At 62.6% G+C, this 17727-nt stretch carries 22 protein-coding genes; 11 read left to right on the forward strand and 11 right to left on the reverse strand.

Annotation, left to right across the window (positions count from 1 at the left end; all coding sequences use genetic code 11):
- The first annotated feature begins 10 nt into the window (after positions 1–10).
- Positions 11–859: a carbon-nitrogen hydrolase family protein gene (locus JWV26_RS15270; RefSeq protein WP_074675892.1), complete on the forward strand. Its 849-nt coding sequence runs from the start codon at positions 11–13 to the stop codon at positions 857–859.
- Positions 860–861: 2 nt separating this feature from the next.
- On the forward strand, positions 862–2304 hold the full coding sequence (tldD, locus tag JWV26_RS15275) for a metalloprotease TldD (protein ID WP_021488060.1): 1443 nt from the start codon (positions 862–864) through the stop codon (positions 2302–2304).
- Positions 2305–2316: 12 nt separating this feature from the next.
- On the opposite strand, the gene yjgA is transcribed toward tldD, so the two are convergent.
- The gene (gene yjgA / locus JWV26_RS15280) at positions 2317–2835 is read right to left on the reverse strand and encodes a ribosome biogenesis factor YjgA (RefSeq protein ID WP_241201224.1); all 519 of its coding nucleotides are present in this window, start codon (positions 2833–2835) and stop codon (positions 2317–2319) included.
- A gap of 129 nt (positions 2836–2964) precedes the next feature.
- Here yjgA and pmbA point away from each other — a divergent pair, with 129 nt between their 5' ends.
- The 6 genes from pmbA (at position 2965) to JWV26_RS15310 (ending at position 8382) form a co-directional block, all read left to right on the forward strand.
- On the forward strand, positions 2965–4311 hold the full coding sequence (gene pmbA, locus JWV26_RS15285; RefSeq protein ID WP_206417244.1) for a metalloprotease PmbA: 1347 nt from the start codon (positions 2965–2967) through the stop codon (positions 4309–4311).
- 178 nt (positions 4312–4489) lie between these two features.
- Positions 4490–4882: a FagA protein gene (locus JWV26_RS15290; protein ID WP_206417245.1), complete on the forward strand. Its 393-nt coding sequence runs from the start codon at positions 4490–4492 to the stop codon at positions 4880–4882.
- Entirely contained in the window at positions 4875–6263 is a 1389-nt protein-coding gene (locus JWV26_RS15295; protein ID WP_206417246.1) for a class II fumarate hydratase, read from the forward strand. Before JWV26_RS15290 ends, JWV26_RS15295 begins: the two co-directional genes overlap by 8 nt.
- Before the next feature lie 119 nt (positions 6264–6382).
- Positions 6383–6835, forward strand: coding sequence for a tetratricopeptide repeat protein (locus tag JWV26_RS15300; protein ID WP_079784557.1), 453 nt, complete (start codon positions 6383–6385; stop codon positions 6833–6835).
- A gap of 12 nt (positions 6836–6847) precedes the next feature.
- The gene (locus JWV26_RS15305; RefSeq protein ID WP_206417247.1) at positions 6848–7459 is read left to right on the forward strand and encodes a superoxide dismutase; all 612 of its coding nucleotides are present in this window, start codon (positions 6848–6850) and stop codon (positions 7457–7459) included.
- 20 nt (positions 7460–7479) lie between these two features.
- Complete coding sequence (locus tag JWV26_RS15310) at positions 7480–8382, forward strand: ZIP family metal transporter (RefSeq protein WP_206417248.1); 903 nt, start codon at positions 7480–7482, stop codon at positions 8380–8382.
- Between the two features lie 32 nt (positions 8383–8414).
- On the opposite strand, the gene JWV26_RS15315 is transcribed toward JWV26_RS15310, so the two are convergent.
- The 10 genes from JWV26_RS15315 to JWV26_RS15360 form a co-directional block, all read right to left on the reverse strand.
- The gene (locus JWV26_RS15315; protein WP_072423072.1) at positions 8415–8687 is read right to left on the reverse strand and encodes an HPr family phosphocarrier protein; all 273 of its coding nucleotides are present in this window, start codon (positions 8685–8687) and stop codon (positions 8415–8417) included.
- 14 nt (positions 8688–8701) lie between these two features.
- Positions 8702–9559, reverse strand: a complete 858-nt coding sequence (gene rapZ, locus JWV26_RS15320) for an RNase adapter RapZ (RefSeq protein ID WP_072423071.1) — start codon at positions 9557–9559, stop codon at positions 8702–8704.
- Between the two features lie 2 nt (positions 9560–9561).
- On the reverse strand, positions 9562–10026 hold the full coding sequence (gene ptsN / locus JWV26_RS15325; protein WP_021488068.1) for a PTS IIA-like nitrogen regulatory protein PtsN: 465 nt from the start codon (positions 10024–10026) through the stop codon (positions 9562–9564).
- 12 nt (positions 10027–10038) lie between these two features.
- Entirely contained in the window at positions 10039–10347 is a 309-nt protein-coding gene (gene hpf / locus JWV26_RS15330) for a ribosome hibernation-promoting factor, HPF/YfiA family (RefSeq protein ID WP_003459233.1), read from the reverse strand.
- Positions 10348–10446: 99 nt separating this feature from the next.
- On the reverse strand, positions 10447–11940 hold the full coding sequence (locus tag JWV26_RS15335) for an RNA polymerase factor sigma-54 (RefSeq protein WP_206417249.1): 1494 nt from the start codon (positions 11938–11940) through the stop codon (positions 10447–10449).
- 136 nt (positions 11941–12076) lie between these two features.
- A complete protein-coding gene (gene lptB / locus JWV26_RS15340; RefSeq protein WP_072423069.1) occupies positions 12077–12802 on the reverse strand; it encodes an LPS export ABC transporter ATP-binding protein in 726 nt (241 codons plus the stop codon).
- Positions 12802–13341 carry a lipopolysaccharide transport periplasmic protein LptA gene (lptA, locus tag JWV26_RS15345; protein ID WP_021488070.1) on the reverse strand — a complete coding sequence of 180 codons (540 nt, stop codon included), beginning with the start codon at positions 13339–13341 and terminating at the stop codon, positions 12802–12804. Before lptA ends, lptB begins: the two co-directional genes overlap by 1 nt.
- On the reverse strand, positions 13328–13894 hold the full coding sequence (gene lptC / locus JWV26_RS15350; RefSeq protein ID WP_074918478.1) for an LPS export ABC transporter periplasmic protein LptC: 567 nt from the start codon (positions 13892–13894) through the stop codon (positions 13328–13330). Before lptC ends, lptA begins: the two co-directional genes overlap by 14 nt.
- Before the next feature lie 8 nt (positions 13895–13902).
- Positions 13903–14424 carry a KdsC family phosphatase gene (locus JWV26_RS15355; protein ID WP_021488072.1) on the reverse strand — a complete coding sequence of 174 codons (522 nt, stop codon included), beginning with the start codon at positions 14422–14424 and terminating at the stop codon, positions 13903–13905.
- Positions 14424–15398, reverse strand: coding sequence for a KpsF/GutQ family sugar-phosphate isomerase (locus tag JWV26_RS15360; RefSeq protein ID WP_093048738.1), 975 nt, complete (start codon positions 15396–15398; stop codon positions 14424–14426). The genes JWV26_RS15355 and JWV26_RS15360 overlap by 1 nt, the downstream gene beginning before the upstream one ends.
- A 245-nt stretch (positions 15399–15643) precedes the next feature.
- Between JWV26_RS15360 and JWV26_RS15365 the strand changes: the two genes are divergently transcribed.
- Genes JWV26_RS15365 through mlaD form a run of 3 tightly spaced genes read left to right on the forward strand, consistent with a single transcriptional unit; the run spans position 15644 to position 17720 of the window.
- The gene (locus JWV26_RS15365) at positions 15644–16453 is read left to right on the forward strand and encodes an ATP-binding cassette domain-containing protein (RefSeq protein WP_206417250.1); all 810 of its coding nucleotides are present in this window, start codon (positions 15644–15646) and stop codon (positions 16451–16453) included.
- Positions 16453–17250, forward strand: coding sequence for a lipid asymmetry maintenance ABC transporter permease subunit MlaE (gene mlaE / locus JWV26_RS15370; RefSeq protein ID WP_206417251.1), 798 nt, complete (start codon positions 16453–16455; stop codon positions 17248–17250). The genes JWV26_RS15365 and mlaE overlap by 1 nt, the downstream gene beginning before the upstream one ends.
- Positions 17250–17720, forward strand: coding sequence for an outer membrane lipid asymmetry maintenance protein MlaD (mlaD, locus tag JWV26_RS15375; protein WP_017678927.1), 471 nt, complete (start codon positions 17250–17252; stop codon positions 17718–17720). The genes mlaE and mlaD overlap by 1 nt, the downstream gene beginning before the upstream one ends.
- Positions 17721–17727 lie beyond the last annotated feature (7 nt).

Consider the following 17727-nt stretch of genomic DNA (forward strand, 5'->3'; position numbering starts at 1 on the left):
GAGTGCCGCCATGAATCTCGCTGTAATCCAGATGGTCAGCCAGGACGACGTGCAAACCAATCTGCGCCTGGCTCGCCGTATGCTGGAGCGTGCCGCACAGGGTGGTGCGCGCCTCGCCGTGCTGCCCGAGAATTTCGCTGCCATGGGCCGCCGCGACCTGGCTGCCATCGGTCGCGCCGAGGCCTTGGGCGAGGGACCGATCCTGCCCTGGTTGAAACGCGCTGCTCGTGACCTCAGTTTATGGATAGTGGCCGGCACCTTGCCGCTGCCTCCAGACGATGATGCTGACGGCAAACCGCACGCCTGCTCACTGCTGATCGACGATCAGGGCGAGCGTGTGGCCCGTTACGACAAGCTGCACCTGTTCGATGTTGACGTGGCCGACAACCGTGGCCGTTATCGCGAGTCCGATGATTTTGCCCATGGTCAGCGCGTCGTGGTGGCAGATACACCGGTGGGGCGCCTGGGCCTGACGGTCTGCTACGACCTGCGCTTCCCTGAGCTGTTCGGTGCACTGCGCGAAGCCGGCGCCGAGCTGATCAGCGTACCGGCAGCCTTCACCGCCGTGACCGGTGCCGCGCATTGGCAGGTCCTGACCCGTGCCCGCGCCATCGAAACCCAGTGCTATGTCCTGGCGGCCGGGCAGGGTGGTGAGCACCCCGGTCAGCGTCTGACGTTCGGTCACTCGGCGATCATCGACCCCTGGGGTCAGGTGCTGGTCGAGCAGGATCAGGGGGAGGGGGCCTTGCTGGCCCCCCGCGATGCCGCCGAGCAGGCGAACATTCGCCAACGCATGCCGGTGCAGCAGCACCGCCGATTCTTTTCATCGGACGTACCGCGTCCGATCGTTGTGGAGTGACCATGAATACGATGTTGCAATCCGTCAGCGAGCATCTGCTTGCGCCCGGTAACCTGACGTTCGACAGCCTCAGCAGCGTACTGGGCGAAGTCGCAGGTCCCGGCATCGATGCCGCCGACCTGTACTTTCAAAGCCAGGTTTCGGAAACCTGGGTATTGGAGGATGGCATCGTCAAGGAAGGCAGTTTCAACCTTGATCAGGGCGTCGGTGTGCGTGCCCAGTCCGGCGAGAAAACCGGTTTCGCGTACAGCAACGCCATCAGCCTCGATGCGCTGACGCAAGCTGCCCAGGCCGCACGTTCGATCTCGCGTGCCGGCCAGCAGGGCCGCGTGCAGGCTTTCGTCAGCCCGCAGGTGACCCAGTTGTATGCCGAGGGCAACCCGCTGGACGTGATGGGCCGCGCCGAGAAGGTCGAATTGCTGCAGCGTATCGATCGTGCCACGCGCGCGCTCGACCCGCGCATCAAGCAGGTCACCGTGAGCCTGGCCGGGGTCTGGGATCGCATTCTGGTGGCGGCCCACGACGGCAGCCTCAGCGCCGATATCCGCCCGCTGGTGCGCTTCAATGTCAGCGTCATCGTCGAGCAGAACGGCCGCCGCGAGCGCGGTGGCCATGGCGGCGGCGGACGTACCGACTACCGCTATTTCCTCGATGAAGACCGCGCCATGGGCTACGCCCGCGAGGCGCTGCGCCAGGCGCTGGTCAACCTCGAAGCCATCGCAGCACCCGCAGGTAGCATGCCGGTGGTGATGGGCGCCGGCTGGTCCGGCGTGCTGCTGCACGAGGCGGTCGGCCACGGCCTGGAAGGCGACTTCAACCGCAAGGGCAGTTCGGCCTACAGCGGTCAGGTCGGGCAGAAGGTCGCTTCCAGCCTGTGCACCATCGTCGATGACGGCACCCTGGCTGGCCGTCGCGGCTCGCTCAGCGTCGACGACGAAGGTACGCCGACCCAATGCACCACGCTGATCGAGAACGGTGTGCTCAAGGGCTACATGCAGGACAAGCTCAACGCCCGCCTGATGGGTGTGGCCGCCACCGGCAACGGTCGTCGTGAATCCTATGCGCACCTGCCGATGCCGCGCATGACCAATACCTACATGCTGGCGGGCGAGAGTGACCCGGAGGAAATCATCCGTTCAGTGAAGAAGGGTATCTACTGCGCCAACCTTGGCGGCGGCCAGGTGGACATCACCAGCGGCAAGTTCGTCTTTTCCACCAGTGAGGCCTACCTGATCGAGGACGGCAAGATCACTGCGCCGGTCAAAGGCGCCACCTTGATCGGCAATGGCCCGGAGGCCATGAGCCGCGTATCCATGGTCGGCAATGACCTGGCCCTGGACAGCGGCGTCGGCACCTGCGGCAAAGACGGTCAGTCGGTGCCGGTGGGCGTCGGCCAGCCGACGCTGAAGATCGACGCGATCACCGTTGGCGGCACCGGTGCGTAAAGCGAAGCAGGTTCAGCGCAGGCCGCGCTGGATTTCGTCGAGCTCGCGGATGTACTTGAACACCTTGCGCGCGGCAGCCGGTGGCTTGTTACGCGCGGCTTCGTGCTGAGCATGACGGACCAGGCCGCGCAGGTGCTGGACGTCAGCCTCGGGGTAGAGCTCGACGAAGCTTTCCAGCGCGCTGTCGCCTTCGGCGATCAGGCGGTCACGCCAGCGTTCGAGGGCATGGAAGCGTTCGTTGTACTCGCGGGTGGAGCTGTCCACCTGGTCGAGCATGGCGACGATCGCGTCGACATCCTGTTCACGCATCAGCTTGCCGATGAACTGGATGTGACGTTTGCGCGCGGCATTGGCGGTATGTTTCGGCGCTTCGGCGAGCGCGCGGCGTAGGGCATCGGTCAGCGGCATCTTGGCCAGCAGATCCGCCTTGAGTGCGGTCAGTCGCTCGCCAAGGTCCTGCAGGGCATGCAGTTCGCGTTTGACCTGGGATTTGCTCTTCTCCAGGGAGAAGTCGTCGTAGGAATCAGACATGGGGTGGGTCCAGAGGGAAACGCCGCCATGATAGCAGTAACCGTGACTGCCGGCCCGCGGGCGGGCAGTCGAGAGCAGGCCTTGGATTTCGTATAAAGAGTGCCTGCGCCAAGAGAATCGGGAGTGGTTATGAGTGAAGTAGAACGCATCGGGCCGCAGGCCTTGCCTGTGCTGCAGGAGCAGGTCGAGGCCATTCTCGCCGAAGCCAGGCGCCAGGGTGCCAGTGCCTGTGAAGTGGCGGTATCGGCTGGTCAGGGTCTGTCCACCACGGTGCGGCAGGGCGAAGTGGAGACCGTCGAATTCAATCGCGACCAGGGTTTCGGCATCACCCTGTACGTGGGTCAGCGCAAGGGCTCGGCCAGCACCTCGGCCACCGGTAGCGAAGCCATTCGCGAGACCGTGGCGGCAGCCCTGGCGATTGCCAAACATACCAGCGAGGACGAGTGCGCCGGCCTGGCCGATGCCGCGCTGATGGCCCGTGAGCTGCCTGAGCTCGATCTCTATCACCCCTGGTCGATCACCCCGGAACAGGCGGTGGAGCAGGCGCTGGCCTGCGAAGCCGCGGCTTTCGCGGCTGACACGCGGATCAAGAACGCCGATGGCACCAGCCTCAACACCCATCAAGGTTGCCGCGTATATGGCAACAGCCACGGCTTCGTCGGCGGTTACGCCAGCACCCGCCACAGCCTGAGTTGCGTGATGATCGCCGAAGGTGAAGGGCAGATGCAGCGCGACTACTGGTATGACGTCAATCGTCAGGGCGAACTGCTGGCCGATGCCAAGGGTATCGGCCAGCGCGCCGCCGAGCGTGCGGTCAGCCGTCTGGGGGCACGCCCAGTGCCGACCTGCGAAGTGCCGGTGCTGTTCGCCGCCGAGCTGGCTGGTGGGCTGTTCAGCCACCTGCTGGCGGCGATTTCGGGTGGCAACCTGTATCGCCAGTCCTCCTTCCTCGAAGGAGCCCTCGGCCAGCGCCTGTTTCCCGAGTGGTTGACCCTTGACGAGCGCCCGCACCTGCCACGTGCGCTCGGCAGTGCCACCTTCGATGGCGATGGCCTGGCCACCTACGCCAAGCCGTTCGTGGAAAAGGGCGAGCTGGTGTCCTACGTGCTCGGCACCTATTCCGGGCGCAAACTGGGCCTGCCGAGCACCGCCAACTCTGGTGGCGTACACAACCTGTTCGTCACCCATGGTGACGAGGATCAGCAGGCGCTGATTCGTCGCATGGGCCGCGGTTTGCTGGTCACCGAGCTGATGGGCCAGGGGCTGAATCTGGTGACGGGCGATTACTCGCGTGGCGCGGCGGGCTTCTGGGTCGAGAACGGCGAGATCCAGTTCCCGGTGCAGGAGGTAACCATCGCCGGCAATCTGCGCGACATGTTCCGTCAGGTCCTTGCAGTCGGTCGTGATCTCGAGCGTCGCGGCAATATCTGCACGGGCTCGGTGCTGATCGAGAAGATGACTGTCGCCGGTAGCTGAGTGCCGCCATTCTCTGACAGTAAGTAACGCGCGGCCTTGCGGGCCGCGCGTATCCCGCAAGCTGCGGTCCGACTCAGGTGAGAGCGGACCAGCTTCCGAATGAAAGTCCACATATTCTGTGTATTGATTATTTTTCTCAAAAGAGAATAAATATCATTTCATTGATAGGTGGACACCCATGTTCTATCCCTTCTTCACGCCTTGCTTGAACTGCTGGCATTGGCAGGGCTTTCTCGTGCGCTGCGCTCTGCGCCCCGATGAACCCCGCCTGCTCGATTTCCACGAATGGCACGGGCGGCAACTGGTGGAGCGCGGCCTGCTGGATGCCTGGCGGGTCTCGCGCATCACGCTGGCGCTGTTACTCGACACCGCCTCTGACCCGGCATTGCCCTGGCATTGGCGTGCCCTCTGCCTGGATCGTGCCTACCGGCCCCTGCGGGTCATGCAGCAACAGGCCAACGATATTCCTCGTCAGCGCAGCCTGAACCTCCTGCTCAATCGTCTGGCGACCCTGCGCCTGCAACCCTCCCTCTCATTCCATGAATCGGCACAAGGACATTCCTATGAGTGACACCCGCGGTGACTTCCGTATCGAGCGCGACAGCATGGGCGAACTGCAGGTGCCGAGCACGGCGCTCTATGGTGCGCAGACCCAGCGCGCAGTCAACAACTTCCCGGTGTCCGGGCAGCGCATGCCGGCACCCTTCATCCGTGCGCTGATTCTGGCCAAGGCCGCTGCCGCGCGGGCCAACGTCGAGTTGCAGCAACTCGACCCAGCCATGGGCGATGCCATCGTTGCGGCCTGCCAGCAGCTGCTCGAAGGCGACTTCATGGCGCATTTCCCGGTGGACGTGTTCCAGACCGGCTCCGGCACCAGTTCCAACATGAACGCCAACGAGGTGATCGCCACCCTGGCCAGCCGCATTCTTGGTGACCAGGTCAGCGCCAACGATCATGTCAATTGCGGCCAGAGCAGCAATGACATCATCCCCACCACCATTCACGTCAGTGCCGCCATCGAGTTGCATGAACGCCTGCTGCCGGCGCTCGGTCATCTGCTCAAGGTGCTGTGCGACAAGTCGCTGGAGGTTCAGCCCTACATCAAGACCGGCCGCACCCACCTGATGGATGCCATGCCGGTGCGCATGAGCCAGGTGCTGGACGGTTGGGGGCAGCAGATCCAGGCCAATATCGAGCATCTGCGCGCGCTGCAGCCGAGCCTCCAAGCGCTGGCGCAGGGCGGCACCGCCGTGGGTACCGGAGTCAACGCCCATCCTCGCTTCGCTGAGCAGTTCTGCCGTGAGCTGGGCGGCCTGACCGGCGTGAACTTCACCACCGCGGGCAACTTCTTCGCGCTGATCGGCTCGCAGGACACCGCTGTGGCCGTCTCTGGGCAGCTCAAGACCACGGCTGTTTCGCTGATGAAGGTCGCCAACGACCTGCGCTGGATGAACTCGGGGCCACTGGCGGGGCTGGCGGAGATCGAACTGGAGGCCCTCCAGCCCGGCTCCTCGATCATGCCGGGCAAGGTCAATCCGGTGATCCCCGAGGCGGCGGCCATGGTCGCGGCGCAGGTGATTGGCAACGACGCGGCCATCGCCATCGCCGGACAGTCCGGCAACTTCGAACTGAACGTGATGCTGCCGCTGATCGCCGACAACCTGCTCTACAGCATGCAACTGCTGAGCAACGTCAGTCACCTGTTGGCCGACCGCGCCATCGCCAGCTTCAAGGTCAACCAGCCCAAGCTCAGGGAGGCGCTGGAGCGCAATCCGATCCTGGTCACGGCGCTGAATCCGCTGATCGGCTATCTCAAGGCCGCCGACATCGCCAAGCAGGCCTACCGCGAGGGCAGGCCGATCATCGAGGTGGCACTGGAGCACACCGATCTGTCGCGAGCGCAACTCGAGCAACTGCTTAATCCGGAAAAACTCACCGAAGGCGGCCTCTGAGCCGCTTTCTTTTCGGCGTCTGTTCACGCGCCAGGTTCGGCCATGCAGTCAGTGCACGTTATTGGCACGTGCAGGTCGAGACGGCAGAGCGTGGAAAGGCTCTCATCAGGAGGTCTGTCATGGAGCACTGGAAAACCACCATCGAAGCCGGTAACCGCTGTTTCTCCGAGGGCGACTGGGTACGGGCTCGCGAGCTCTACCTGCAGGCGCTGGCAGAGGCTCAGGTGATGTTCGGGCGCTGGCCTGATCACAACATGGCGGTGGCGGCCTTTGTGATTTCCCATCACAACCTGGCCGATCTGCACCTGGCGCTGGGGCAACCGGAGGAGGCCGCGGAAAACCTCTGCGCCAGCCACGAGCGCCTGCTCCAGACCCTGGCTGACAGCCAGCGGCCGCAGGCGCTGCGCGAGATCGCCCTGCATCACAGCCGCCGTACCTACGTGGAGCTGTTGCAGTTCATCAGCGAGCACGGCGCCTTCCCGCGCACCGATCGCTTGCTAGGAGCCACGCAGCGTCATGCCTGGCAAGGTCCCACCGTCAAACCTGCCAGTCATGGCCGCTACTATCACTGAAGGAGAACGCTCATGCCTCATCGCCTGCCGCCACTGCCTTACGCCTACGATGCCCTGGAGCCGCATATCGATGCGCAGACCATGGAAATCCATTACAGCAAGCACCATCAGACCTACATAAACAATCTGAACACGGCACTGGAGGGAACGTCCTATGCAGAAGTACCGGTGGCAGAGCTGCTGATTCGCCTGGACGAGATGCCGCCAAGCCTGCACGGGGCATTGATCAACCAGGGCGGGGGGCATGCCAACCACGCGCTGTTCTGGACGGTCATGTCGCCTTCCGGAGGGGGCAAGCCTGCTGGCGAACTGGCGGCGGCGATCGATGCCGAGCTGGGTGGTTTCGCGGCGTTCAAGGAGGCCTTTACCAAGGCCGCGCTGAGCCGTTTCGGCAGCGGCTGGGCATGGCTGAGCGTAACGCCGCAGAGGACACTGGTAGTGGAAAGCAGCGCCAATCAGGACAGCCCGTTGATGCACGGCAACACGCCGATTCTGGGGCTGGACGTCTGGGAGCATGCCTACTACCTGCGCTACCAGAACCGTCGGCCGGAATACATCGGCGCCTTTTACAACGTCATCGACTGGGACGAAGTGGCGCACCGATACCGACAGGCCCTGAGCTGAACAGGCGGATAGCGAACACGATGCGAACCTTGCTCACTTCCTTACCCGACCTCAATGGCCGGGCTTTGCGCTATCTGCTCGGCGGCGTGATTCTGCTGTGTGGCAGTCTGCTGCTGTTCATCCAGGTTGCCGTGCTGATCGACCAGACGGTTCAGCCACAATTGCTACGGGCGTTGCAGGGCGGCGTGCTGTGCGCCACCGGCACGGCGGTCGGCGCCTTGCCGGTGCTGTTCATGGGCGAGCTGTCCGGGCGCTGGCGCGACAGGCTGCTGGGCTTCGGTGGCGGTGTAATGCTGGCGGCGACGGTGTTCTCGCTGCTGGTACCGGCGCTCGAGGTTGCCGGCGATCAGGGTTTCACGTCCTGGGGGGCTGGGGCTCTGGCCAGCATTGGCCTGCTGCTGGGCGCCGCGGCCCTGCTGGGATTGGGCCGCGTGCTGGCGCAACGGCAGAGCATCGGCGCGGCCGAACTGCAACGGGGCGTTCTGGCGCCTGGCACACTGCTGTTCGTCATCGCCATCATGTTGCACAACGTACCCGAGGGCATGGCGGTTGGCGTGGCAGCGGGAGCGGGCTTGAGTGGCGCCGATGGCCTGGCGATCGGCATCGCCCTGCAGGACGTACCGGAGGGCCTGATCGTCGCCCTGGTGCTGGCCAGTGCCGGGATGGGACGTGGCAAGGCGGTACTGATCGGTGCGGCGTCAGGCCTGGTCGAACCGCTGTTCGCGGTGCTCTGCGCCTGGCTGGTCGGCGTTTCGCACATGCTGTTGCCCTGGGGCCTGGCATTGGCTGCGGGGGCGATGCTGTTCGCGGTGATCCACGAAATCATTCCCGAAGCGCATGGCAATGGTCATGCAGGCGATGCCAGTCTGGCGCTGGTGCTGGGCTTTTGTCTAATGATGGTGCTGGATACGGCCTTGGCGTAGCGGGAGGCGTGCACACTGCCCTCCAAGACTTTCTACTCACCTTCGTCGAAGTAATTTTCGATCAGGCCGACCAGTGCAGCGAGCGCCTCGTGCTCCTGTTCGCCTTCGGTCAGCAGGTGCACATTGGTGCCCTTGCCGGCAGCCAGCATCATCACCGCCATGATGCTCTTGCCGTCTACCAGGCTTTCGGCACTGCGGCCGATGCGCACCTGGCAAGGGTAGGTGCTCGCTACACCGACGAACTTGGCTGCAGCACGGGCATGCAGACCAAGTTTGTTGATGATGGTGATTTCACGTGCTGGCATCGCGGCAGGATTCCTTAGCTGAGGTCGCGGTGACGCACCTGGACGTTCTTCAGCGAGTCTTTGAGTGCCTGGCTCAGGCGGTTGGCCAGGTACACCGAGCGGTGGTGACCACCGGTGCAGCCAATGGCGATGGTCACATAGGCGCGGTTGCTGGCGGCGAAGCGTGGCAGCCATTTTTCCAGGTAGGCGAGGATGTCCTGATACATCTCCTCGACCTCCGGTTGCGCGGCCAGGTAGTCGATCACCGGTTGATCCAGCCCGGAGTGGTCGCGCAGTTCCGGCTTCCAGTAGGGATTGGGCAGGCAGCGCGCATCGAACACCAGGTCGGCGTCCACCGGCATGCCACGTTTGAAACCGAAGGATTCGACGAGAAAGGCGGTACCGGTCTGCGTCTGGCCCAGCAGGCGTAGCTTGAGCGTGTCGCGCAGCTGGTAGAGATTCAGGCGGGTGGTGTCGATCTTCAGATCGGCCCGGTCGGTGATCGGTGCCAGCAGCTGGCTTTCGTAAGAAATGGCCTCGGCCAGCGAGCGGTTGTCGTTGGTCAGCGGGTGGCGTCTACGGGTTTCGGAAAAGCGCTTGAGCAGGGTTTCGTCTTCGGCGTCGAGATACAGCACGTCGCAGCGGATGTTGCGCTTGCGCACTTCGTCGAGCAGTTCCGGGAAGCGCTGGAGCTGGCTCAGCAGGTTGCGCGCATCGATGGAGACCGCCACCTGTGGCAGCAGCATGTCGCTATGCGGCAGGAAACGCTCGGCAAGATCCGGCAGCAGGCCGGCCGGCAGGTTGTCGATGCAGTAGAAGCCGTTGTCCTCAAGTACATCGAGGGCGGTGCTCTTGCCCGAGCCCGAGCGACCGCTGACGATGATCAGGCGCATGTTTATTGACCGTTCTGAATGTCCACGACGACCTGATAGAGATCTTCGCCGCTGTTGGCCTGGCGCAGACGTTCACGTACATCCTGGCGATCGAGCATGCTGGCGATCTGGCGCAGCAGTTCGAGGTGGGCATCGGTGGCCGCCTCCGGCACCAGAAGCACGAACAGCAGATCGACCGGCACGCCGTCGATGGCGTCGAAATCGACTGCCGTCTCCAGGTGCAGGACTGCACTGATCGGGGCACTGCAGCCAGCCAGGCGGCAGTGGGGAATGGCAATGCCGTTGCCGAAGCCGGTAGAGCCGAGCTTCTCGCGGGCGATGAGGCTTTCGAATATGTCCTGGGCATCCAGGTCGGGCAGATCGCGCGCAACCAGGTTGGCGATCTGTTCGAGCACGCGTTTCTTGCTGCCGCCCGGCACGTTCACCAGGGAACGGCCGGGGGTCAGGATATTTTCAAGTCGGATCATGGATAGGGAATGTTAGCGGGCCGTGGCGCCTTGCAGGCGTTCGAGCTGCTTTTCCTTGTGCTTGATGAGTTGACGGTCGAGTTTATCGGCCAACAGGTCGATGGCAGCGTACATATCCTGGTGTTCGGCGTTGGCGACGACTTCGCCGCCGGCGATGTGCAGGGTGGCTTCGATCTTCTGCTTGAGTTTTTCGACCTCCATGGTCACCTGTACGTTGGTGATCTTGTCGAAGTGGCGTTCCAGTCGGCCCAGTTTCTCGCCGATATAGTCACGCAGGGCGTCGGTCACATCCAGCTGATGTCCACTGATGTTGACTTGCATACCGCTTTCTCCTTGTTGCCTTGTGTAAGAGACGGGTCTGGTTCGACCCGCCGCCGGAACACGTTGGCCTGAAGGCCTGAGGCCTTCAGTCGATCTGGCCTACATCAGTCGCTTGCGCTCACTGGAGGGCGCTATGCCGAGGGACTCGCGATACTTGGCGACCGTCCGACGGGCGACTTGGATGCCTTGTGCCTCCAGTAAACCAGCGATCTTGCTGTCGCTCAACGGCTTTTTCGCGTTTTCTGCTGCAACCAGTTTTTTGATGATCGCGCGGATCGCGGTGGACGAGCATTCGCCGCCTTCGGAGGTGCTGACGTGGCTGGAGAAGAAATATTTCAGCTCGTAAATGCCACGTGGGGTGTGCATAAATTTCTGCGTGGTAACGCGTGAAATCGTCGACTCGTGCATACCCACCGCTTCGGCGATGTCGTGCAGCACCAGGGGCTTCATCGCCTCGTCGCCGTAGTCGAGGAAGCCGCGCTGGTGCTCAACGATCTGCGTGGCCACTTTCATCAGCGTTTCGTTACGGCTCTGCAGGCTCTTGATGAACCAGCGTGCCTCCTGCAGCTGATTGCGCATGAAGGTGTTATCAGCACTGGAGTCGGCGCGTTTGACGAAGCCGGCGTACTGCGGGTTGACCCTCAGACGCGGCATTGCCTCCTGGTTCAGTTCCACCAGCCAGCGTTCGTTGTGCTTGCGCACGATCACGTCAGGCACGACATATTCCGGCTCGCTGGATTCGATCTGCGAACCCGGGCGTGGATTGAGGCGCTGGATCAGGTCGATGACTTGGCGCAGTTCGTCTTCCTTGAGCTTGGTGCGGCGCATCAGCTGGGCGTAATCGCGGCTGCCGAGCAGCTCCAGATAGTCGCCGACCACGCGCTGGGTCTCGCTCAGCCAGGCTGTGCCGGCAGGCAGCTGGCGCAGTTGCAGCAGCAGGCATTCGCGCAGGTCGCGGGCGCCGATACCCGCCGGTTCGAACTGCTGGATGCGGTGCAGTACCACTTCCACTTCGTCCAGTTCGACATCCAGCTCGGGGTCGAAGGATTCGGTCACTTCCTCGAGTGTTTCTTCGAGGTAACCGTCGTTGTTGATGCAGTCGATCAGGGTGGCGGCGATCAGCCGGTCTTTGTCCGACATGGGCGCCAGGTTCAGTTGCCACAGCAGGTGGCTGTGCAGGCTCTCGCCGCTGGACGTGCGGGTGGTGAAGTCCCACTCGTCATCATCGTTGCTGGGCAGGCTGCTGGCGCTGGTCTGGTAGATGTCTTCCCAGGCCGTGTCGACTGGCAACTCGTTGGGAATGCGCTCGCCCCACTCGCCTTCTTCCAGGTTGTCCACCGTAGGGGCGGTTTCCTGGTAGCTCTCTTCCTTGCTCGGAGTCGGGGTGGCGCTTTCGGCGCCATCAGCCATCGGATCGCTGTTGTCGAAGTCGTCGCCGTCTTCCTGGCGCTCGAGCATGGGATTGGATTCCAGTGCCTCCTGGATTTCCTGTTGCAGGTCCAGGGTAGACAGTTGGAGGAGGCGGATAGCCTGTTGCAGCTGCGGGGTCATCGTCAGCTGCTGGCCCATCTTGAGGACTAGCGATGGTTTCATTGCAGACCTTAATTTACTGGCGAGTTACGCCTTCCACATCAGGGCGCCGAAGCGCCGCCAGGAAGCAAATTATATGCCTGAATTTCTCGTTTTTGCCTAGGGGTTGCAATATTTCTGTAGCGAAATAGTGGGCGACCTACAGGCGGAATTCGTGGCCCAGATATACCTCTTTCACCGTCTGGTTGGCGAGGATGGTCTCGGCGTTACCTTCGGCGATCAGCTGCCCATCGTTGACGATGTAAGCGGTCTCGCAGATATCCAGGGTTTCGCGCACGTTGTGATCGGTGATCAGGATGCCGATGCCCTTGGTCTTGAGGTGATGGATGATTTGCTTGATATCGCCCACCGAGATCGGGTCCACCCCGGCAAAGGGTTCGTCGAGCAGGATGAACTTGGGGTTGGTCGCCAGAGCCCGTGCAATCTCCACGCGGCGTCTTTCACCGCCGGACAGGCTCATGCCGAGGCTGTCGGCGATATGGTGGATATGGAATTCCTGCAGCAGGCTTTCCAGTTCCGCCTGACGCCCGGCGCGGTCCAGGTCCTTGCGCGTTTCCAGGATGGCCATGATGTTGTCGGTCACCGACAGCTTGCGGAAGATAGAGGCTTCCTGCGGCAGGTAACCGATGCCAGCGCGCGCGCGACCGTGCATGGGCTGATGACTGACGTCGAGGTCGTCGATCAGCACGCGGCCCTGGTCGGCGCGTACCAGGCCGACGATCATGTAGAAGCAGGTGGTCTTGCCTGCGCCGTTGGGGCCGAGCAGGCCAACGATCTGACCGCTTTCGATGCTCAGGCTGACGTCACGCACGACCTGGCGGCTCTTGTAACTTTTCGCCAGGTGTTGGGCTTTGAGAATGGCCATTACTGCTGCTGATCCGCGGGTTTGTTCTTCGGTTGGATGACCATGTCGATACGCGGGCGCGGCGTGCTGACGTTGCCGCCTGTTGCGCGGCCGGCGTTGACGATCTGGCGGCGGGTGTCATAGACGATCTTCTCGCCTTCGAAGGTATTGCCTTCCTGAATCACCTTGGCCTGGTCGATCAGTACGATGCGCTCATTGCTGGCGAAGTACTGGATGGTCTTGCCGTAGGCCTTGACGATGTCCTTGTCCACGGCCGGCTTCTGCTCGTAATAAGCCAGGTTGCCCACCGAGGTGAAAACGTCGATATCGCCACTGGCGGTCTGGGTGATGGTGACGGTGTCACCCGTGATCTTCAGGGTGCCCTGAGTGATGATCACGTCGCCGCGGTAGACGGCTACACCTTGCCGGTCATCCAGTTCGGCGCTGTCGGCCTGGATGCGGATCGGTTGATCACGATCCGATGGCAGTGCCCAGGCAGCCGCGCTTCCCAATGCGGCGCCGAGGCTGAGAATCAGGGGGAGGGTATTAACGAACCTCATGCTGGCCTCTTACGTTGGACTGCAGGAGCATCCTGCCGTCATTCAAGTACGCTTTCATTCCTTGTGCCGTGGTCACCCCGTTGGCCGCGACGATTCTAACGGCTTGCTCGGTCTGCGCATATTCCTTGTCAGGAATAACGGTCATACGACTGCTGGTGATAACGGTGGGGCGGTTCTTGGCGTCGGTGCGGGCGATGCGCACGTCGTCGATCAGTTCTACCTCGACGCCGCCAGGCGAGACTTCGGCGCGCTGGCTGGTGACTTCCCAGGGCAGTTCGGTGCCGCGATAGAGCTCCAGCTTGGGGGCGTCGATCAGGGTGATGTCGGTGCTTTTGATGTGCTCGAGCTTGTCCGCGGTCATGCGGTAGTGCAGTTTGCCGTCATCCTGGAACTGCACGGTGCGCGCGCCGACCGCATAGAAGTCAACGACGTTGTCGTCGCTGGCCCGCTGGGCTTGGCGTGCGCTGTCCGGGGCAAGGTTCCAGTAACCGAGTGCGGCCACGACGACTGCAATCAGAGCAAAGATCAGGGTGTTGAGGATTTTACGCGGCATGCTGTTCTCTACAGGTAGGCGGCCTGGGCCGCATCCAGTGTGCCCTGGGCACGCATGATCAGTTCGCAGAATTCCCGTGCCGCACCGTCGCCGCCGCGTGCCTGGGTTACGCCATGGGCGTGCTGGCGGACGAAGCTGTCGGCGCTGGCCACGGCCATGCCCAATCCGACCCGGCGAATGACCGGAAGGTCCGGCAAGTCGTCGCCAAGATAAGCGACCTGTTCATAGCTTAGGCCGAGTTCGGCAAGCAGGCCGTCGAGTACCACGAGTTTGTCCTCGCGGCCCTGGAACAGGTGCTGGATGCCCAGGTTGTTGGCACGGCGCTCGACCACCGGGGTTTTGCGCCCGCTGATGATGGCGGTGCGCACGCCCGAGTTGATCAGCATCTTGATGCCGTGGCCGTCGAGGGTGTTGAAGGTCTTGAATTCGCTGCCGTCTTCGAGGAAGTACAGGCGGCCGTCGGTAAGCACGCCGTCGACGTCGAAGATCGCCAGTTTGATGGCGCGGGCGCGTTGCAGCAGGTCGTTCATCACATCACTCCGGCGCGCAGCAGGTCATGCATGTTGAGGGCGCCGACCGGGTTGTCCAGGTCGTCGACCACCACCAGCGCATTGATCTTGTGGTCTTCCATGATCTTCAGGGCCTCGGCTGCGAGCATCTCGGCACGAGCGGTCTTGCCGTGCGGAGTCATGACCTCGTCGATCATGGCCTGGCGCACGTCGATGCCCTTGTCCAGGGTGCGGCGCAGGTCGCCGTCGGTGAAGATGCCGGCGAGGCGGCCGTCTTCTTCCAGTACAACGGTCATGCCCAGGCCTTTCTGAGTCATTTCCAGCAGAGCGTCGCGCAGGCTGGTGCCGCGGCGCACGCGTGGCAGTGCATCGCCTGCGTGCATGACGTTCTCTACCTTGAGCAGCAGGCGCCGGCCAAGGGCGCCGCCCGGATGGGAGAAGGCGAAGTCTTCGGCAGTGAAGCCGCGCGCTTCCAGCAGGGCGATGGCCAGTGCGTCACCCAGCACCAGGCTGGCGGTGGTCGAGGAGGTCGGCGCCAGGTTCAGTGGGCAGGCCTCCTGCGAGACGCGAGCATCGAGATTGACCTCGGCGGCCTTGGCCAACGGAGAATCGGGATTGCCAGTCATGCTGATCAGGCGGATGCCGAGGCGTTTGATCAGTGGCAGCAGGGTGACGATCTCGGCGGTCGAGCCCGAGTTCGAGAGCGCCAGGACGATGTCGTCCTTGGTGATCATGCCCATGTCGCCATGGCTGGCTTCTGCCGGATGGACGAAGAAAGATGTGGTGCCGGTGCTGGCCAGGGTCGCAGCAATCTTGTTGCCGATATGCCCGGATTTGCCCATGCCGACCACGACCACACGTCCCTTGCAACTGAGAATCAGCTCGCAGGCCTTGATGAAATCGGCATCGATGCGGGGCAATAGCTCCTGTACCGCTTCAAGTTCGAGGCGGATGGTGCGCTGCGCGGAATCAATCAGGTCGCGGGTCTGGTTCATGCTGGGCAAGGCTGTCGGGCGAAAAAAGACGAGGATTATAAACGGAAAAGCTTGTCGTGCTCACCTTTGCCGTATGCAGGGTAGTGCCGAAGCTGTCGCAAGTCTGAACGCTGCGCCGTGGTGCTATTGGGCGGCATGTTCGGCAACTGCTATAGTTTGCGGCCATTTTGGCCCCTCTGGCTGGCGCGTGTCCTCGCTTCTGGAGGCGGCGTCTGCCAGGAAGGCCTGATTTTCAAGGAGTTCAGATGAGCGCCGAGCACGAGTACGCGATCGAGTTGCAGGGCGTCAGCTTTCAGCGCGGCGCGCGGTCGATCTTCGACAGGGTCGATATTCGCATACCGCGCGGTAAAGTTACCGGCATCATGGGGCCTTCCGGCTGCGGCAAGACGACGCTGCTGCGCCTGATTGCCGCCGAGCTGCGCCCGTCCGCTGGCGACGTTCGCGTTTCCGGCGTCAGCCTGCCGAAGCTCTCGCGCGACGAACTGTTCGACATGCGTAAGCAGATGGGCGTGCTGTTCCAGAGTGGCGCCCTGTTCACCGATCTCGACGTCTTCGAGAACGTGGCGTTCCCGTTGCGCGTACACACCAAACTCCCTGAAGAGATGATTCGCGACATCGTCCTGATGAAGCTGCAGGCCGTTGGGTTGCGTGGGGCGCTGGAGTTGATGCCGGACGAACTGTCCGGTGGCATGAAGCGCCGCGTGGCGCTGGCCCGTGCCATTGCCCTCGATCCGCAGATTCTGCTGTATGACGAACCGTTCGTCGGTCAGGACCCCATCGCCATGGGCGTGCTGGTACGCCTGATCCGCCTGCTCAACGACGCACTGGGTATCACCAGCGTGGTGGTCTCTCACGACCTTGCGGAAACCGCGAGTATCGCCGATTACATCTATGTCGTCGGTGATGCGCAGGTCCTGGGGCAGGGCACGCCGGCCGAACTGATGGAGTCGGATAATCCACGCATTCGTCAGTTCATGAAGGGTATTCCGGATGGCCCGGTGCCGTTCCATTTTCCAGCGCCGGACTATCGCGAAGATCTGTTGGGGAGAGGTTGATGCGCAGAATTTCACCGCTCGAGCGGCTGCGGCTGTTCGGTCGTGCGGGTATCGATGTAGTGGCGACGCTGGGGCGCTCGGTGCTGTTTCTGGTCGGGGCGCTGTTCGGCCGTAGCCGCGCCGGTAAGCCTTTGCAGCTGCTGATCAAGCAACTGTTCGCGGTCGGCGTGATGTCGCTGGCGATCATCGTCGTCTCCGGCATTTTCATCGGCATGGTGCTGGCGCTGCAGGGCTACAACATCCTGGTCAGTTATGGCTCCGAGCAGGCCGTGGGGCAGATGGTCGCCCTGACCTTGCTGCGTGAGCTGGGCCCGGTAGTCACCGCGCTGCTGTTCGCCGGGCGTGCCGGTTCGGCGCTCACCGCCGAAATCGGCAACATGAAATCCACCGAGCAGCTCTCCAGCCTGGAGATGATCGGCGTCGATCCGCTCAAGTACATCGTTGCGCCGCGTCTGTGGGCCGGCTTCATCTCCATGCCGCTGCTGGCGATGATCTTCAGTGTCGTCGGCATCTGGGGTGGGGCGATGGTCGCGGTCGATTGGTTGGGCGTTTACGAGGGCTCGTTCTGGGCCAACATGCAGAACAGTGTTTCCTTTTATGACGATGTGCTCAACGGCGTCATCAAGAGCATCGTCTTCGCCTTCGTGGTGACCTGGATCGCCGTGTTCCAGGGCTACGACTGCGAGCCCACGTCCGAGGGCATCAGTCGCGCGACCACGCGCACCGTGGTGTATGCCTCGTTGGCCGTGCTTGGCCTGGATTTCATTCTGACCGCTTTGATGTTTGGAGACTTCTGATGCAAAACCGCACGCTGGAGATTGGTGTCGGCCTGTTCCTCATGGCCGGCGTGCTGGCCCTGCTGCTGCTGGCCCTGCGCGTCAGCGGCCTGAGCGTCGGCAGCGCGGGCGATACCTACAAGGTCTATGCCTATTTCGACAACATCGCCGGGCTTACCGTACGTGCCAAGGTGACCATGGCCGGGGTGAGCATCGGCAAGGTCACTGCAATCGATCTGGATCGTGATAGTTACATGGGGCGGGTGACCCTGGAGCTCGATGGCGGCGTCAATAACCTGCCTGAGGATTCCACTGCGTCGATCCTGACCGCAGGGCTGCTCGGCGAGAAGTACATCGGCATCAGCGTTGGTGGTGACGAGGAGGTGCTCAAGGACGGCAGCACCATCCACGACACGCAGTCCTCGCTGGTGTTGGAAGACCTGATTGGCAAATTCCTGCTCAATTCGGTCAATAAAGATGAAGCCAATTGATGAGGGC

This window comes from Ectopseudomonas toyotomiensis, from assembly GCF_017167985.1.
Classification (GTDB): domain Bacteria; phylum Pseudomonadota; class Gammaproteobacteria; order Pseudomonadales; family Pseudomonadaceae; genus Aquipseudomonas; species Aquipseudomonas toyotomiensis.

Bases quoted from the DNA above. Each gene is read 5' to 3' on its own strand.
- JWV26_RS15335 (WP_206417249.1), bottom strand. From the start codon at position 11,940: ATGAAACCATCGCTAGTCCTCAAGATGGGCCAGCAGCTGACGATGACC.
- tldD (WP_021488060.1), top strand. From the start codon at position 862: ATGAATACGATGTTGCAATCCGTCAGCGAGCATCTGCTTGCGCCCGGT.
- hpf (WP_003459233.1), bottom strand. From the start codon at position 10,347: ATGCAAGTCAACATCAGTGGACATCAGCTGGATGTGACCGACGCCCTG.
- JWV26_RS15300 (WP_079784557.1), top strand. From the start codon at position 6,383: ATGGAGCACTGGAAAACCACCATCGAAGCCGGTAACCGCTGTTTCTCC.
- JWV26_RS15310 (WP_206417248.1), top strand. From the start codon at position 7,480: ATGCGAACCTTGCTCACTTCCTTACCCGACCTCAATGGCCGGGCTTTG.
- yjgA (WP_241201224.1), bottom strand. From the start codon at position 2,835: ATGTCTGATTCCTACGACGACTTCTCCCTGGAGAAGAGCAAATCCCAG.
- JWV26_RS15315 (WP_072423072.1), bottom strand. From the start codon at position 8,687: ATGCCAGCACGTGAAATCACCATCATCAACAAACTTGGTCTGCATGCC.
- pmbA (WP_206417244.1), top strand. From the start codon at position 2,965: ATGAGTGAAGTAGAACGCATCGGGCCGCAGGCCTTGCCTGTGCTGCAG.
- JWV26_RS15290 (WP_206417245.1), top strand. From the start codon at position 4,490: ATGTTCTATCCCTTCTTCACGCCTTGCTTGAACTGCTGGCATTGGCAG.
- rapZ (WP_072423071.1), bottom strand. From the start codon at position 9,559: ATGCGCCTGATCATCGTCAGCGGTCGCTCGGGCTCGGGCAAGAGCACC.
- JWV26_RS15305 (WP_206417247.1), top strand. From the start codon at position 6,848: ATGCCTCATCGCCTGCCGCCACTGCCTTACGCCTACGATGCCCTGGAG.
- JWV26_RS15360 (WP_093048738.1), bottom strand. From the start codon at position 15,398: ATGAACCAGACCCGCGACCTGATTGATTCCGCGCAGCGCACCATCCGC.
- mlaE (WP_206417251.1), top strand. From the start codon at position 16,453: ATGCGCAGAATTTCACCGCTCGAGCGGCTGCGGCTGTTCGGTCGTGCG.
- JWV26_RS15355 (WP_021488072.1), bottom strand. From the start codon at position 14,424: ATGAACGACCTGCTGCAACGCGCCCGCGCCATCAAACTGGCGATCTTC.
- JWV26_RS15365 (WP_206417250.1), top strand. From the start codon at position 15,644: ATGAGCGCCGAGCACGAGTACGCGATCGAGTTGCAGGGCGTCAGCTTT.
- JWV26_RS15295 (WP_206417246.1), top strand. From the start codon at position 4,875: ATGAGTGACACCCGCGGTGACTTCCGTATCGAGCGCGACAGCATGGGC.
- lptA (WP_021488070.1), bottom strand. From the start codon at position 13,341: ATGAGGTTCGTTAATACCCTCCCCCTGATTCTCAGCCTCGGCGCCGCA.
- JWV26_RS15270 (WP_074675892.1), top strand. From the start codon at position 11: ATGAATCTCGCTGTAATCCAGATGGTCAGCCAGGACGACGTGCAAACC.
- mlaD (WP_017678927.1), top strand. From the start codon at position 17,250: ATGCAAAACCGCACGCTGGAGATTGGTGTCGGCCTGTTCCTCATGGCC.
- lptC (WP_074918478.1), bottom strand. From the start codon at position 13,894: ATGCCGCGTAAAATCCTCAACACCCTGATCTTTGCTCTGATTGCAGTC.
- lptB (WP_072423069.1), bottom strand. From the start codon at position 12,802: ATGGCCATTCTCAAAGCCCAACACCTGGCGAAAAGTTACAAGAGCCGC.
- ptsN (WP_021488068.1), bottom strand. From the start codon at position 10,026: ATGATCCGACTTGAAAATATCCTGACCCCCGGCCGTTCCCTGGTGAAC.